Consider the following 14470-nt stretch of genomic DNA (forward strand, 5'->3'; position numbering starts at 1 on the left):
GGCGCGCTGCACAGGTTTTTCCATGTCCTCATGAGCAGTCGACGCCTGCAGGGAGGGACATCGAGGCGCCGCGTCGTGTGCTGTCCTCCCTCTTTGCCCTGCACCCCGGTGCGCCGCAGGGGGCTCGCGTACACCGGACTGCGAGCCGTCCTCGGACGAGGCCACCGTCGAAGGGCTGAATCTGCGCCTTTGCTGTCCGTAGCTGCGGCCATGCGTAGGCGGACCATGCCGGTTGAACGGGTCAGGAAATGTCCGACCCCCGGGCCGGCCTGAAGCCTCGCCTCGTACGAAGGCGTTTGAGGCGCACGGCGGCGGCCCCACCCGAACAGAAGGCGATCAACAATGGCTTCGATCGGTTCCACTCTCGAACCCGATCCGCGCAGGTGGCGCGCGCTCGGCATCATCTGCCTGGTGCAGGTGATGCTGCTGCTCGACGTGACCGTGGTCAATGTCGCGCTTCCCCCCATCCAAAAGGATCTCGGCTTTACGAGCACCGGCCTGGCGTGGGTCGTCAACAGTTACACCGTCACCTACGGCGGCCTGCTGATGCTTGGTGGGCGCCTGGGCGATCTGGTGGGCCGCAGACGCCTGTTCCTCATCGGTCTGGCGATCTTCGCGCTTTCGTCGGCGAGCGCCGGAGTGGCCCAGCAGGCCGGTGTGCTCGTCGCCAGTCGCTTCGTGCAGGGCATCGGCGCGGCACTCGTCAGTCCGGCAGCCCTGTCCCTGGTGACGCTGCTGTTCACCCGGCCGCAGGAAAGGGCGCGGGCGATGGCCATCTGGAGCGGCCTGGCCGGAGTTGGCGTGGCCCTGGGCGTCGTGCTCTCAGGCATCCTCACCGACCTCGTCTCCTGGCGCTGGATATTTTTCATCAACCTGCCCGTTGCCGCCTTCGCGTTTCTCGCCACCCCCCACCTCGTCTCCGAGAGCCGGGCCGTCAAGCGTGGCCGGCCTGACGTCCTCGGAGCGATCCTGGTCACCCTCGGCCTGCTGCTGGTCGTATTCGGCTTGTTGGAGAAGAGCGATCGCGCGTGGCTCTCGTTCCCCGTCCTCGGTCGCGTGGGGATCGGCGTTCTCCTCCTGATCGGCTTCGTGCTGGTGGAGGCCCGGGTGGCACAGCCCTTGATGCCCCTCGCGTTCCTACGCTCGCGCAACCGGAGCATCGCCAACGTGGTCCGCGTCTGCTACTACGTCGGATTCGCCACCTTCTTCTTCTCGCTGAGCCTGTACGTGCAGCACACACTGCATTTCTCCGCGCTGGCGACCGGATTCGCCTTCGTACCGTTCGGGTTGGTCATTCTGTTCAGCGCCACTGTGATCGCGCCGCGTCTCCTCCCCCGGTTCGGGCTGCGGACATTGAATGGAGGAGGACTTGCGATCTCCACGGTCGGCTACGTTCTCCTTGCCGGACTGAGCGCCCACGGCACGTATATGGCCGATGTGCTGCCCGGGCTGATCCTCGTGCCGCTGGGAGGCGGGCTGGTCCTCGTCGGATCCACCGTTGCCGGAGTGGACGGCGCCACGGGTGAGGACGCAGGCATCGCCACCAGCATGAACAATGCGTCCATGCAGATCGGCAGCGCCTTCGGCCTGGCCGCCCTGGTCTCCATGGGCACCAGCCACGCCACCGTCCTGCAACACGCAGGCGTCGACCCGATGACCGCCACCGCGCGCGGCTACGCCTTCAGCTTCGCCGTCGCCGCCGGTGTGACGGCCTTCGGCGCGTTGGTCGGCTTCCTTGGGATTCACCGTACGGCAGCCGAGGCCCGGGAAGTACGGGAGAACACCGGGCAGCGCGCGGCCTGACTCGCCGCCACCGGCGAAAGACCGAGCCTGCGGCCGGGGCATGTCGACGGTCGGCGGAGGCCCATCTCTCATGGGAGTGTCCGGCCTCGATCCTGCGTGACGGCCCGCCGGTTCTTCCGGCGGGCCGTTTCGGCTTGTTGTGCGCGTGATGGGCAGGACCATGGGCCCGGCTCCCGCATGGATCAAGGACCTCACACGCACCACCCCTCCCTCCTTGCAGCCGCGGCCGGACGTCTTGACGGCCGTCGGGCGCCCAGGCAGTGGTGCTGTGCCGGCATGGTGCTGACGTACAGGCCCCATGCAGCCGGACACCCCTCGGATCCGGTCCGAGGGGTGTCCGGGACAAAAGGGCCGTGGTGCGTGGGGCCCGTCTTCGGCGCTGTTGTAGGCGGCAGCGTCAGTGGAAGGCTGACTTCACGAGGTCCTTCTGTTCCCCGGCATGCCGCCGGGCAGACCCCACGGCGGGGGCCGGTGCCTGCGGTCGGCTGACGCATTCGACGGGACGACCCGCCAGCCGGTGCACGTAGGGCCCCACGAAGGACCATGCTCCTTGGTTCTCCGGCTCCTCTTGCACCCATCGCACCTCGGCTGCGGCGGGGAAACCGGCGAGTACCGCGCTGATCTCCTCCTCCGGGAACGGGTAGAGCCGCTCCAGGCGGACGATCGCCGTGTCCGACAGGTCAGCGCTTCGCCGATAGGCATCCAGGTCGTAGAAGACCTTGCCCGAGCACACCAGCACACGCCTGATCCGAGCGGTGTCCACCGTCTCGTCCGGTATGACTGGACGGAACGCGCCCGTGGTGAGCTCCGTCAGCCTGGAGGTTGCTGCCTTCGACCGCAGCATCGACTTCGGAGTGAAGACGACCAGTGGCCTTCTGTGCTCGCCGAGCGCTTGCTGCCTGAGCAGATGGAAGTAGTTGCCCGGCAGGGAGGGCATGGCGACGGTCATGTTCCCCTGCGCGCAGAGTTGAAGGAATCGCTCGATCCTGCCGGAGGAGTGGTCGGGCCCCTGCCCTTCCAAGCCGTGCGGCAGCAGCAGAGTCACACCGGAGCGCTGACCCCATTTCTGTTCGGACGACGAGATGTACTCGTCGATGACTGTCTGGGCCCCGTTGGCGAAGTCGCCGAACTGGGCCTCCCACAGCACCAGAGCGTCGGGCCGCGCCAGTGAGTAGCCGTACTCGAAGGCCAGCGCTCCCAGTTCGGACAACATCGAGTCGTAGGGTGCAAAGCTCGCGGCCCGCGAGCCGAGGGAGCTCAGCGGCGTGTGTTCCACGCCGGTGCGCCGGTCGATGAGCACGGCGTGCCGTTGGCCGAACGTGCCGCGGCGGGAATCCTGCCCGGCGAGCCGCACGGGGACTCCGTCCAGCAGCAGGGACCCGATGGACAGTGTTTCCGCGGTGGCCCAGTCGATCGTTCCCGCATCCAGCATCGTGGTACGCCTCCGGAGCTGCGGAAGAACACGCGCGTGCACGGTGAACCCTCCCGGCATACCGGTCTGGGAAGCGATGACGTGCCGGGCGGTCGCCTCCGTGATCGCGGTCGCCACCTGGGGGGCGGCTGCATTCTGAGCGTCCACGGGGTTCGCAGGCTTCGGGGAGTGGGGCACCGCCGGCGCCCGGGTCTCGGTGAAGGCGCGCTCGAGGTGTCCCTGATAGTCCCGCAATGCGCCTTCCACCTGCCGCTCGCCGATGTCCCCTCGGTGGACCAGTGCCTCGGCGTACAGCTTGCGGACCGAAGCCCTGACGTCGATGCGGTCGTACATCGCCGGCTGAGTGATGGATGGATCATCGACCTCGCTGTGCCCGTGGCGCCGGTAGCAGATCAGATCGACGACGACGTCCTTGTGGAACGTCCGGCGATAGTCGAAGGCCAGGCGTGCGACCCGGACAACGGCCTCGGGGTCGTCTCCGTTGACGTGGAAGATCGGGGCCTCGACCGACCTTGCCACGTCGGTGGCGTAGGTGCTCGAACGGCCGCTGGCGGGTGAGGTCGTGAAGCCGACCTGGTTGTTGATGACGATGTGGACCGTCCCGCCGGTGCGGTAGCCGGGCAGCTGTGACATGTTCAGCGTCTCGGAGACCACGCCCTGGCCGGCGAATGCGGCATCGCCGTGGACGACGATCGGCAATACGGGGAAGGCTTCGCCACCTTCGGCGGCCGACTCCTGCTTGGCGCGCACCACCCCCTGGGCCACCGGCCCTACGATCTCCAGATGCGAGGGGTTCGCCACGACGGAGACGGCGATGGTGCCGCCGTCCAGGGCACGGTAGGTCCCTTCCGCACCGAGGTGGTACTTCACGTCGCCGGTTCCCTGGACCGAGCGAATGTCCACTGCATCCTCGAACTCATGGAAGATCTCTGCGTAGGACTTGCCGATGGTGTTGGCCAGAACATTGAGCCGGCCTCGGTGAGCCATACCGATGACAGCTTCCCTCACCCCTTGCCTGATGGAGCGGAGCAGTAGGGCGTCGAGCAGCACGATCGCCGACTCGCCGCCTTCGAGCGAATACCGTTTGTGGCCCACATACTTGGTCTGCAGGAACGTCTCGAAGGCCTCCGCCGCGCCCAACCGGTAGAGAATCTGCAATTGTTCGGCGACGTCCGGCCGGGGCTGAGGCGACTCGATCCGCTGCTGGAGCCAGCAACGTTCCTGGGAGCTTTGGATGTGCATGTACTCGGTGCCGACGGTACGGCAGTAGAATTCCTGCAGGGCATTCAGCACGTTGCGAAGAGTCATGGTGGTCTGCCCGGTAAATCCGTCGACGACGAACTCTCTTTGCAGGTCGTCGTCTCGGAGCCCGAATGCCATGATGTCGAGCTCCGGGTGGCCGACCATCTGCCGTGTCGTGAGCGGGTCGGTATCGGCCACCAGGTGTCCACGGACTCGATACGCCTCGATGAGCGCGGCAACGCGGACCGCCTTGATCGCCGACTCGTCCGTACTGTCATGCGTGGTCGTCGCGCCGTTGCGTGCCTGTCGGCCGACCACGGGGACCTGGGAGCCGAAGAACTCCCTCCAGGTCGGGTCGACCGAGCCGGGGTCGTGCAGGTATCGCTCGTACTGCTCGTCCACGAGCCATTCGTTGATGCCGAAGCGTGATTGCGACGCCACTGTGTGGATCGCCTTCTTTCCTCATTCAGAACTACCGATGTGGACACGCCCGGACTTCCCGGTCATCGCTCATCGTGCCCGCGGACTTCGCTTCCACTGAGCATCCGTCGTGAAGGCGAAACCATCCGAAACCATCCGACCTTGTCGGACCACCGACGCTATGCCATCGCGGGAGCTGAAGGAGATACCCAGGAATGCCATAACGGCGTCACATCAGGACATTGCAGCAGCGAGGTGCCCTCCGTGTGGAATGCCGCCGGCGCACAGCTGAGGCCTTATTGCCGAGCGTCCTGATCCGAGGGCTTGTAGTCCGCGCGACCCGACATCACTGCGGTCCAGAGCCTGGTTGTTAGTGATGAGTCGCGACCTCACGGCGCCGCCCGGTCGACCCCACTGCCGGTCTCGCATGCCCGGTCCCCGGTCGGCAATCCGGCGACGCCGGCCTCGGATGGGACTCGTACCGGGTGAGTACAGCACGAGTACCGCTCACGTCACACGCGAACAGGCAGGACGACAGGCATGACAGCGAACGACCATCTCGACTGCTTCAAACCAGAACTCGTCGTCATCCCGTGCGGTAGCCGCAAACTGGGCCGGCGCACACGAGCGGCAGACATGTATGTCGGCTCCTATCACCGTGCGTGCCGTAAGGCGGCTGATGCACTGCAGCCCGACCAGCTGCTCATCCTCTCTGCACGCTACGGCCTGCTCGACCTCGACGACGTCATCGAGCCGTACGACACAGCCCATGGCGCTGCCGACGCCATAACGGACCAAGTCCTCCTGAAGCAGGCGACTCTGCGTGACATCGTGCGCCTCGACCCCGTTGTGGCACTCGGTGGCGCACGACATGTCAGCCTCGTCCGCAGCATCTGGCCGCACGCCCGCACGCCGCTGGCCGGGACACGCGGCATGGGTGAGCAGATGGCCCGACTCGCAGTGTTGCGCAATGGGCGGGATCAGCAGCTGATGTGACGCCGCATACGGCTGCTGGAACGTGGCTCGCCCCCGGCGGATATGGCTGTGTGGCCATACGAACACGTGCGCAGCGCCTGGCAGGCGGCGTGCTGGTGGCTGTGGAGCCTCGTGTTGGTGAGCAGGTTCCGCGACGCGCTCGGCGCTGGCCGTGAGCGCGTCGCGGAACAGCGCCCTCTTGGTGGCGAACGGCAGATGCCGGGGCGGGTGACCTCGCCAAAGCCACTGCGCCGGTGATCAGGCGAAAGCCACGACGGGGTCCGCCTCAAACGCCCTGTCAGTGACAGGAGTTGTTCATCCCTCGCCGTGTGCCGGTCTCGGATCGAAGGCGTCCTGGCCGGTCGACGGGCCGCCGGCGCTCGTGCCCGGCGACAGGCCGGCGGCGCACATGTTTGGCGGCGTGGCGCAGGGAGTGGCCGGCCACCACCACCCAGGCGATGACGAGCAGCGCATAGAGCACGACGGCCGTCCAGATGAACGGCTCCGAGCCGGTCCGCGCAGCAAGGGCGCCGGTAGCAGTCACGCAGGCGCCGACCGGGAAGATGAAAGACCACCAAGTGGGCGCGAAGGACAGCCCGGCACGGATTGTCCGCGCAGTCAGCCCTATGGCGAGCGCCAGCCACAGCATGGCGAAGCCCCACACCACGATTCCGCCGAGCAGTGCGAAAACCGCGGTGCCCCGCGCGTAGGGCGCGGGCAGCGCGCTCGGCGCCACCACGGCCAGCGCGCCGAGCGCCGTCACCGACTGACCCAACGCCCCTAGGCCGATCCACACCGTGGGCACCACCGTTCCGGTGGGTGCGTCATGGTGCACCAGGCGGCTGTAGATCATGGCCAGCACCAGCAGCGTCGCAACGAGGCCGAGCCCGAGCATCGCGTAGCAGCCCAGTAGCAGGGCGAGCCGCAGCTGCCCGGTGGGTGTGTACGGGACGAGCAGCGCGCCCGTCGCCGCGGAGACCATCGGCGGCACCACCGGCATCAGCCAGCCGCCGAACGCCGCGTCCGGCGCAAAGCGGTGGCGGGTGACCATCCGATAAGGCACCGCACAGGCAGTGACAAGACCGAGCACGGTACCGAGCGACCAGAGAACCCAGTCCACAGCCAGCGCTGCCTCGAGCCCGATCACCCATCGGCCGAGCAGCAGCGCCCCGGCACCCACCGTGAGCAGCGCCATCGGCGGTGCGCCGAAGAACTGGACCACCATCGGATCAGCCGCGTGTACGCGCAGTGTCCGTTGCCTGAGGTAGCGGACGGCCAGCAGCATCAGCAGGAGCGCTGCGCCCAGCCAGACCACCGTGGCCGCAGTCCGCAGTCCGTCGAAGCTCCGGGGCAGGGTGACCGCCGCGTTTGCGACGATGCCAGTGCCCATAACGGCCGCGAACCAACTCGGGCCAATTACCGGACGCGTCGTTCTGTTCGCCGTAGGAGACGAAGGACTGGCGGACGAGGAGGAATTCATGACCCGAACCCTATGACCGGGTTGGGTCAGCACTGTCGATCATGTCCAGATGTGAGGGGCTCAGAGCACATATCGAGCTACCTCGGATACCGACCATCAGATCGGTGGTCCGGTCTGTCGTCGACTGCCGCGCAGAGGGCGCGGACAGAGTTGTCGCCGGACGAGACAGCTGAGCGGGGCGGGCGGTGGCGCGACAGCCGTTACAACGAGTAACCGACCTGTCGGCTGTCGCAGAGTGACGACTGAAGCCGCCGAGAAAGGGGCTCCACTCATCGCACCTGGCAGCCCGGCGTGCTCAGCAAAGAGTGGTGACTGCGGTGTGGCGAAGGAAATCCTCGGCCCGGTCCCATGACCAGCCGTTTTCCACCACGATCGTGCGCCAGCCCGTCGGGCCGAACCAGAACCACAGGAGGTCGGCCGTCTCCTCCACCGGGCAAGGAGGCGGCGGCGTCAGGGTGTGCAGATGGCGGGCGGCGGTGCGGAGCGCGTCCCGGTAAGCCGCCGTGGCGCGCTCCCACAGCACCTCGCCGTCCTCATGGACGGGCAGAGCCTTGCGGATCGCCTCGTGCACTGTGAACTGCCCCTCGTTGCCCGCCCGCGTGCCGCGCGCCAGCGCTTCCAGGACCGACTTCGGTGTCCGCAGGGCGAGCACCTGTCGCATGGCCTGCTCGTAACCGGACGCGGCCACGCCCTGCCCAACGATCCGGTCCAGGATGTCGCCCTTGCTTCCGACACTCGCGAAGACGGTCTTCGGCGCGACGCCGGCCGCCGCCGCGATGTCCGCGACGGTCACCCGGCCATAGCCGCGGTCGGCGAACAGTTCGGCCGCCCGCTGGAGGATCAGTGCGCGGGTCTGCGCGGCGGCCTGCTCACGCAAGGGGGAGACGTAGACACGCTTGGACGACATGACGTCATCGTAATCAACATGGCCACATGGACGCACTATTCATTAGGTCGCTTGTAACCCTAATATGTGTTCCGACGGATCACACAGCGAGCGAAGGCGATGGACGTCATGGGAATGGACACCACGGAACTGGCCCACGGGCTTTTCCGGATACTCGAGACAGGGGATCCGGTCCTGGCCGCCGACGTGGTGGGCGAAGACTTCCGCAACCGCGAAGCGGCCGTTTCGCCCCCGGCCTGCGCGATCCCCGGCCCCGCAGGCGTTCTGGCATCGGGCGCGTGGATGCGGTCGGCCTTCAGCGACCTACGGTTTCCCATCCTCGGCCTCGCCCGCAACGACCACCAGATCTGGGTGCGGCTGCGCATGCAAGGACGGCACACCGGCCCGTTCGTACGCTTCAAGGACGAATCCCTCGACCAGGCCATCCCTCCCACCGGACGCAGAATCGATTTCGAGCAGATACACGTACTCGACCTCCGCGACGGCAAGGTGATCAGGCACGAAGCAGTACGCGACGACATCACCATGCTCGGCCAACTCGGCGTGTTCCCCCCGGCCCCGGCCACCGCCCTGCGCATGCTCGCATGGCGGATGACCGGGCGAGCCGCTCGCGCAGCCGCCCAGGTCGCGACCCAGGCAGCCGACGCGGCCGCCCTGCTCCGCGACACGGCTCACCCGAACCGCTGAAGTCTCCAAGAATCCGTCAACGGCGACCGCTGAGCCCTGCTGGACAGCAACGGCCACCACCCGGCGGCGCAGGCCACATCGCAGGGAGGCCCCCTGTCGGTACGCAGACCGCGGCCACGCCGCTCAGAGGACCTTGAGCAGCCGTTCGGCCAGGACGGCTGCCGAGGCGGGGTTCTGCCCGGTGAACAGGTTGCGGTCAACAACCGTGTAGGGCTTCCACATCTCTCCCTTGGTGAAGTCGACTCCCAGGTCGATGAGCTCGTCCTCCAACAACCAGCGCGCTTTCGGGCCGAGCCCGACCGCGTTCTCCTCCTCGTTGGTGAACGCCGTGACCCGGTAGCCGGCAAAGGGCGATGCGCCGTGGATCCTGGTCGCCAGCATCGCGGCCGGGGCGTGGCAGACGATGGCGAGGGGCTTGCCGGCGGCTAGGGCCTCGGTCAGCAACCGCCCGGCGTCCGCGTCGACGCACAGGTCTTCCATGGGGCCGTGGCCGCCCGGGAAGTAGACGGCGTCGTAGTCTTCCAGGCGGACGTCCGCCAATTGGAGCGGCCGCCGCATCACCTCTGCAGAGCGGATGATCGCCTCCAGATCGAGAGCGATCTGAGCGCTTCCGGCCATCTCGGGGCGCAGGCTCATCATGTCCACGGTCGGGACCACCCCGTTGGGGGTGGCAACCACAACCTGGTGGCCGGCCTCGGTGAGCGCCTTGTACGGGGCCGCGAATTCCTCGGCCCAGTAACCCGTCGCGTGCCTGGTCCCATCCTTGAGCGTCCAGTACGCCGCGCCGGTCATCACGAAAAGTAGCTTCGCCATCGGACAATCGACCCCTTGTCAGCATTTGATCTTATTGGCGGAGGTTCATTACAGGCGCACCTTATGTCTAATTATGATCCTTGCCGCATATCGCAACCGATCTATCGGGCTGCGCGCGCCGAGAATGTTGGGTTCATAACAAGATCTTGTAGGGATGGCCCGGTTGGGTGGGTGAGGGGTTCCGGCGCCGGTCCGTCGCCCGTGATGGCAGAGTCGTCTCACATGATCGATGATTTCGCGAAAGAGTACCTGCACGGCGATCTGCGAGAGATGCGCGAGGCGGTCCTCTGGAAGCTCGATGGGCTCGTTGAGTACGACATCCGACGCCCCCTGACCTCGACTGGAACCAATCTTCTCGGCCTGGTCAAGCACTTGTCGATCTGGGAGTCCAGGTACTTCGGCGAGGTCTTCGGCCGACCGTTCCCGGAACCCCTGCCCCAGTGGGACAACACCGGAGAACGTGGCGCCGACATGTGGGCGACCGAACAGGAGACGAGGAACGAGATCATCGACCGCTACCGTCGCGTGTGGGAGCACTCAGACGCGACAATCACCGCCCTCGCCATCGACTCCCCCGGCTACGTGCCCTGGTGGCCACGCCCCAACGTGAAGCTGTTCAACATCCTGGTCCACATGCTCACCGAGACCAGCCGGCACGCCGGGCACGCCGACATCCTGCGCGAACAGCTCGACAACTCGACAGGGACAACAGCCGAATATGCGACTCAGCAGCACGACGCAGCCTTCTGGGATGCCCACCGAGCGAAGATCGAGCGAGCTGCCAGAGCAGCCGTCGCCGAGCCTGATCACGCTAGTTCTACCAAGAGCTCGTAGCACGGGGCTCTGTAGAACTCGTCACACGATCACGATCCGGCCTTCTTGAGGCGCCTCCAGCAGATGTGGCTGCAGGCCAACGAACAGTGCGGTGCGCCAGAGCCTGCCCTGGATGAAGCGCCAGCGGAAGAACTGGCCGGATTCGGCACGGAGTTCGTCCAGGCCGATGCCCTGCACAACGACGGAGACGACATCCGGCCCCTCACGGCGTACATCGAGGACGCGCAGGCTGTGGCGCAACGCCTGGCGTACGGGCACGACGCCTCGGTACCAGAGCGCAACACGGCGACGGTGGCGTGCAGCATCGCCCACACCCAGACGGCGACGACACTGCCCGCGATGTCGGGTCCCACGAGCTGATGCGCGAAGGCGAGCGCGGCCGCCGAATAAGCGAGCAGGTGCACGGCCCGCCAGATCTCATGCCTGACCCGCCCGCGCACGGCAGGCGCGGAGGTGACTCCGACGGCGACCAGGAGTGCGGTGCCGAGAGCGGCTGCAGCGATCGCGCCGTATCCGAGAAGGTCCCTGGCGGCGGAGAAGAGATCGGTGCCGGTGTGGGCGGCGTATCCGCACAGAGCGAAAACCATGTGTGCCAGGCACAGCGTGAGGACATGCCGTCCGCCGCGACCGTGCCACCTCGCGAGCCGGTCGGCGCCGATGCCGTGTTCGATAGCGGGCACGCGCGCCATGAGCAGCAGCATGGCGAGCACGCCGTACCGGTCAGATGGGCGGCGGTCGCGAAGAGTGCGTCGAGCCGCGCCGACGGCCTTACTTGGGCGCCCCAGAGCGCGACGACGCCCGCGGCACCGCTGCCGAGCGTCGCCTTCAGACCGCGTGGCGACAGGCGCGCGGGTCCGGCACGCTGATGCGCGCCGGAACCTGTTCCTTCGGTTGCTGCGTCGCCAGATACGCCGCGAGCGCCGGGTGGCCCGCAAGCCGGGGATCGTCAGTGGCTTCGATCGTCACGCGGCGAGACTAGAGGCGCAGGGCGAGGAAAAGGGCTGTTCAGAGGCATATCCGTGATCCTTAAGGTCCCCTTGAGGATCCTCTGACCGCCGATTAAGCCGCTGGTTCGGCGGACCTCGTTCCGATCACGACGGCGGCGTACAAGTCCTCCGCAACAACCACCCCTCTGATCAGTCCGCTGCTACTGACAGCCGGTCTGACAATTGGCATGCCGTCGTGGTTGGGGTGCAGGCTTCGTGGTGCCGCCTGGCGCTTGATGCGATGTACGGCCTGCATGGCAGGAGCCGAGCAGCGGAGCGGTCGACCGGGTAGCTGAGGGCGGGGCACCGAAGTTGACCGACGGCTCCGGTGAAGCTGCTGCCGTTCAATGTGACGCCGCCTGCCACCACCCATTCCGACCGGGCCGAGAGAACGCTCGCGGTCGGGTCGGGGCGACTGGTCAGGAGGGTCGGGACCCCGGCCCGGGATGACTTCCGGACCGGGGGCCAGGGAGACGGGCGCGGTACCAGTGTGGTCAGCGCGTCCGCTCCGGGGTGGGACGACGGTCACCGGCGGTGGCCGACCCCTGAGGGGCGGTCAGATACCAGGTCCTGCGATGTAGGTGTAACCGTCGACGGCAGTCGCGCTGCCCGCATCGTTGGTCACGACGACGTCGACGGCACCGGCCGTTCCAGGGGGCGTGACGGCCGACACCGCGGTGTCGGAGAGCACGGTGAAGGGCGCCGGGTTCCCGTCGAAGGTGACCTCGCTCGTACTGGTGAGACCGGTACCGGCCACGGTCACGGTCGTGCCGCCCGTCGCCGGCCCCGACGCGGGGGTGACCGTCGTCACCGTCGGGGCGGCGACGTAGGTGTACGAGAGCCCGTTGTTGGTGCCGCCCGCAGTGGTGACGCTGACTCCCACGGAGCCCGCGGCACCGGCCGGTGCGGTAACCGTGATCTGGCCGTCGGACACGATCGTCGGCACCGCCGTGTTGGCGCCGAAGGCGACGCTGCTGGCAGTGGACAGGCCGGTGCCGTTGATGGTCACGGTCCCGCCGCCTGCCGTGGACCCGGATGCCGGGCTGAGGGACTGCTTGAACGGCGCTCCGACGTAGTAGAAGGGGATGGGGTTGCTCGTCCCTCCCGGGGTGATCACGGTGACGCCGACCGACCCGTTGCCGGACGGGGAGACTGCGGTGACCTGAGTGGGCGAGACGTTGGTGACGGCGGTGGCGGACCGGGTACCGAAGCGCACCGCGGTGGTGCCGCTGAGACCGGTGCCGGTGATGGTGACGAGTGTGCCGCCGCCACTTGATCCTTGATTCGGGCTGATTGGCATGAGAGGTTCCTCCTCGCTCGCAATGCGGTACATTGCGAGCAGTGATGGGACGTTCGGGTTCGCGTACGTCTCGAGTGGTTGCGACTCGGCTCTCGTGTCCACTGGCCAGGTCGTAGTTCGATGGCCCTGCACAGCTGTTTGCTTGGCGGTATGGGCCGCCTGCCTGATGCGCAGGGCCATCGACGAACACCGTTGATCCGGCGCCGGATCAACAACCTGCTCGCACCCGCTCGAAGAGTCATACATCCGTCGAAACGGACACTTCGAGTAACCCATTCGGGTGGCATGGCCACAAGGTCTGCGACAAGATGCCAGCCATTCAGTCGAGCGCTCAGAGGTGATATACGGAGCGTTAGCGGCGCTCGTACGAATAGCTGTTAGTACTATCCGTGGGATTGGGATTGACCGGCCCGCTCCATGGCGCAGCAGCTCCGCGACCTCGACAATGTCCACCCCAGACACTCACGCTCAACAGCCTCCAACCACCCACTCCCCCCTTTCGGGTGAAATGGCGCCCTGACCCTAGCCAGGGCCTCTCGCCAGTGGGCTACTCCGCGTAACGAACAGCTGTGATGGTCGATGGGACGGGGCGACCCGAAGTACTCCGGGACCGTCGACGCGATGAACCCCGCCCGGCGCGACCACGAGATCGAGATCGTCGGGCTCGTCCAGGGCACCGCGGCCTGGCAAAGCAGAAGTCCGCCCTGGCCATGGTCTTCACGGCCGCCGAATCCGCCCGGACTCGCTTGCGGGCCGTGAACACACCCCGCCTCGTCGCTCCCGTCCGCGCCCGGAGCCCGCTTCGAACACGGCTATGGAGTCGAACGCCCCGAAGCCCACGCAACCTGAACTACCCGACAATCCAGCGAACTTGACTACCGATCTCGCATCTCTCGAGGATCAGGCCGGGGCGGAGAGGAACCCTAGGGTCGTGGCAACGTTCGCCGACAGACCGGTCATCGTATCCAGCACCAACCGGTGATCGGTCCATGAGGCGAACTCCTCCCGCAGACGTTCCACCACCTCCCACGTCGGCTCAGCGAAGCCCTCGATCCCCCGGGACCGGCGCTCAAGCCGACGGCGGTGCACCACCGGATCCGAACACACCACCTCGACGAACACCGCCGGCACACCATGACGATCCGCCAGCGACCGCCACTGTCCCCGCGCCGCCGCCACGGCGTTGACCGCATCGACGATCACGGTTTGGTCCATGCCGAGCACACCATCGGCCACGGCCTCGGCCACGACATACGCCGCCAGGCCCGTTGGCTGGTCACGAGTCACCCCCGCACGCCACATCGCCGCCTCGATCGGGTCCACGGACACGACCGGAGCATTGAGCTTGCGCCCCAATGCCTCGGCGACCGAACTCTTCCCCGCACCGGGCAGCCCCACCATCGCGATCAGCATGACGACACCCTCGCACGATCCGCCGATCCGCCGACCAGCAACGCCGGAACGGCGCAGGCATCCACATCCCCAGTCATCAAGCCATGTGACGACATCCAACTGGACCGTCCGTCGACCGGAGCCGGCGCTGCAGTCGCCCTGGAACCACAGGGCCTAGAACGTCGCCCTCGACGAAGGG

Annotated in this window: 12 protein-coding genes and 1 pseudogene; 4 read left to right on the plus strand and 9 right to left on the minus strand. The window is 67.0% G+C overall.

The genetic code is table 11. From position 1 onward, the window contains the following. The first annotated feature begins 342 nt into the window (after positions 1-342). Positions 343-1803, plus strand: a complete 1461-nt coding sequence (locus OHB49_RS01680; protein WP_329157276.1) for an MFS transporter — start codon at positions 343-345, stop codon at positions 1801-1803. 397 nt (positions 1804-2200) lie between these two features. On the opposite strand, the gene OHB49_RS01685 is transcribed toward OHB49_RS01680, so the two are convergent. Continuing rightward, positions 2201-4918, minus strand: a complete 2718-nt coding sequence (locus OHB49_RS01685; RefSeq protein ID WP_329157278.1) for a multifunctional oxoglutarate decarboxylase/oxoglutarate dehydrogenase thiamine pyrophosphate-binding subunit/dihydrolipoyllysine-residue succinyltransferase subunit — start codon at positions 4916-4918, stop codon at positions 2201-2203. Between the two features lie 519 nt (positions 4919-5437). On the opposite strand from OHB49_RS01685, the gene OHB49_RS01690 reads away from it, so the two are divergent. Beyond that, complete coding sequence (locus tag OHB49_RS01690) at positions 5438-5893, plus strand: DUF6884 domain-containing protein (RefSeq protein ID WP_329157280.1); 456 nt, start codon at positions 5438-5440, stop codon at positions 5891-5893. A 277-nt stretch (positions 5894-6170) separates the two neighbouring features. Here OHB49_RS01690 and OHB49_RS01695 read toward each other — a convergent pair whose 3' ends face one another. Continuing rightward, complete coding sequence (locus OHB49_RS01695) at positions 6171-7352, minus strand: TDT family transporter (RefSeq protein WP_329157281.1); 1182 nt, start codon at positions 7350-7352, stop codon at positions 6171-6173. Between the two features lie 295 nt (positions 7353-7647). Continuing rightward, entirely contained in the window at positions 7648-8259 is a 612-nt protein-coding gene (locus tag OHB49_RS01700; RefSeq protein ID WP_329157282.1) for a TetR/AcrR family transcriptional regulator, read from the minus strand. A gap of 108 nt (positions 8260-8367) precedes the next feature. Between OHB49_RS01700 and OHB49_RS01705 the strand changes: the two genes are divergently transcribed. After that, positions 8368-8946 (plus strand): ester cyclase, encoded by a 579-nt coding sequence (locus tag OHB49_RS01705; protein ID WP_329157284.1) that lies wholly within the window; start codon positions 8368-8370, stop codon positions 8944-8946. Positions 8947-9069: 123 nt separating this feature from the next. On the opposite strand, the gene OHB49_RS01710 is transcribed toward OHB49_RS01705, so the two are convergent. Continuing rightward, on the minus strand, positions 9070-9759 hold the full coding sequence (locus tag OHB49_RS01710; RefSeq protein ID WP_329157286.1) for a type 1 glutamine amidotransferase domain-containing protein: 690 nt from the start codon (positions 9757-9759) through the stop codon (positions 9070-9072). 222 nt (positions 9760-9981) lie between these two features. Here OHB49_RS01710 and OHB49_RS01715 point away from each other — a divergent pair, with 222 nt between their 5' ends. Further along, positions 9982-10593 carry a DinB family protein gene (locus tag OHB49_RS01715; protein ID WP_329157288.1) on the plus strand — a complete coding sequence of 204 codons (612 nt, stop codon included), beginning with the start codon at positions 9982-9984 and terminating at the stop codon, positions 10591-10593. A gap of 21 nt (positions 10594-10614) precedes the next feature. On the opposite strand, the gene OHB49_RS01720 is transcribed toward OHB49_RS01715, so the two are convergent. The 5 genes and pseudogenes from OHB49_RS01720 to OHB49_RS01740 form a co-directional block, all read right to left on the minus strand. Then, positions 10615-10851 (minus strand): hypothetical protein, encoded by a 237-nt coding sequence (locus tag OHB49_RS01720; RefSeq protein ID WP_329166823.1) that lies wholly within the window; start codon positions 10849-10851, stop codon positions 10615-10617. 170 nt (positions 10852-11021) lie between these two features. Beyond that, positions 11022-11294 (minus strand): annotated as a pseudogene (locus OHB49_RS01725) (ferric reductase-like transmembrane domain-containing protein); the annotation flags it as partial. Between the two features lie 124 nt (positions 11295-11418). Further along, positions 11419-11559 (minus strand): hypothetical protein, encoded by a 141-nt coding sequence (locus tag OHB49_RS01730; RefSeq protein ID WP_329157289.1) that lies wholly within the window; start codon positions 11557-11559, stop codon positions 11419-11421. Between the two features lie 576 nt (positions 11560-12135). Next, the gene (locus OHB49_RS01735) at positions 12136-12879 is read right to left on the minus strand and encodes an IPT/TIG domain-containing protein (protein WP_329157291.1); all 744 of its coding nucleotides are present in this window, start codon (positions 12877-12879) and stop codon (positions 12136-12138) included. Positions 12880-13779: 900 nt separating this feature from the next. Beyond that, positions 13780-14292, minus strand: coding sequence for an AAA family ATPase (locus OHB49_RS01740; RefSeq protein WP_329157293.1), 513 nt, complete (start codon positions 14290-14292; stop codon positions 13780-13782). Positions 14293-14470 lie beyond the last annotated feature (178 nt).

Origin of the sequence: Streptomyces sp. NBC_01717 (assembly GCF_036248255.1) — a bacterium.
Taxonomy (GTDB): domain Bacteria; phylum Actinomycetota; class Actinomycetes; order Streptomycetales; family Streptomycetaceae; genus Streptomyces.

Bases quoted from the DNA above. Each gene is read 5' to 3' on its own strand.
- OHB49_RS01690 (WP_329157280.1), top strand. From the start codon at position 5,438: ATGACAGCGAACGACCATCTCGACTGCTTCAAACCAGAACTCGTCGTC.
- OHB49_RS01680 (WP_329157276.1), top strand. From the start codon at position 343: ATGGCTTCGATCGGTTCCACTCTCGAACCCGATCCGCGCAGGTGGCGC.
- OHB49_RS01715 (WP_329157288.1), top strand. From the start codon at position 9,982: ATGATCGATGATTTCGCGAAAGAGTACCTGCACGGCGATCTGCGAGAG.
- OHB49_RS01740 (WP_329157293.1), bottom strand. From the start codon at position 14,292: ATGCTGATCGCGATGGTGGGGCTGCCCGGTGCGGGGAAGAGTTCGGTC.
- OHB49_RS01710 (WP_329157286.1), bottom strand. From the start codon at position 9,759: ATGGCGAAGCTACTTTTCGTGATGACCGGCGCGGCGTACTGGACGCTC.
- OHB49_RS01700 (WP_329157282.1), bottom strand. From the start codon at position 8,259: ATGTCGTCCAAGCGTGTCTACGTCTCCCCCTTGCGTGAGCAGGCCGCC.
- OHB49_RS01695 (WP_329157281.1), bottom strand. From the start codon at position 7,352: ATGAATTCCTCCTCGTCCGCCAGTCCTTCGTCTCCTACGGCGAACAGA.
- OHB49_RS01735 (WP_329157291.1), bottom strand. From the start codon at position 12,879: ATGCCAATCAGCCCGAATCAAGGATCAAGTGGCGGCGGCACACTCGTC.
- OHB49_RS01705 (WP_329157284.1), top strand. From the start codon at position 8,368: ATGGGAATGGACACCACGGAACTGGCCCACGGGCTTTTCCGGATACTC.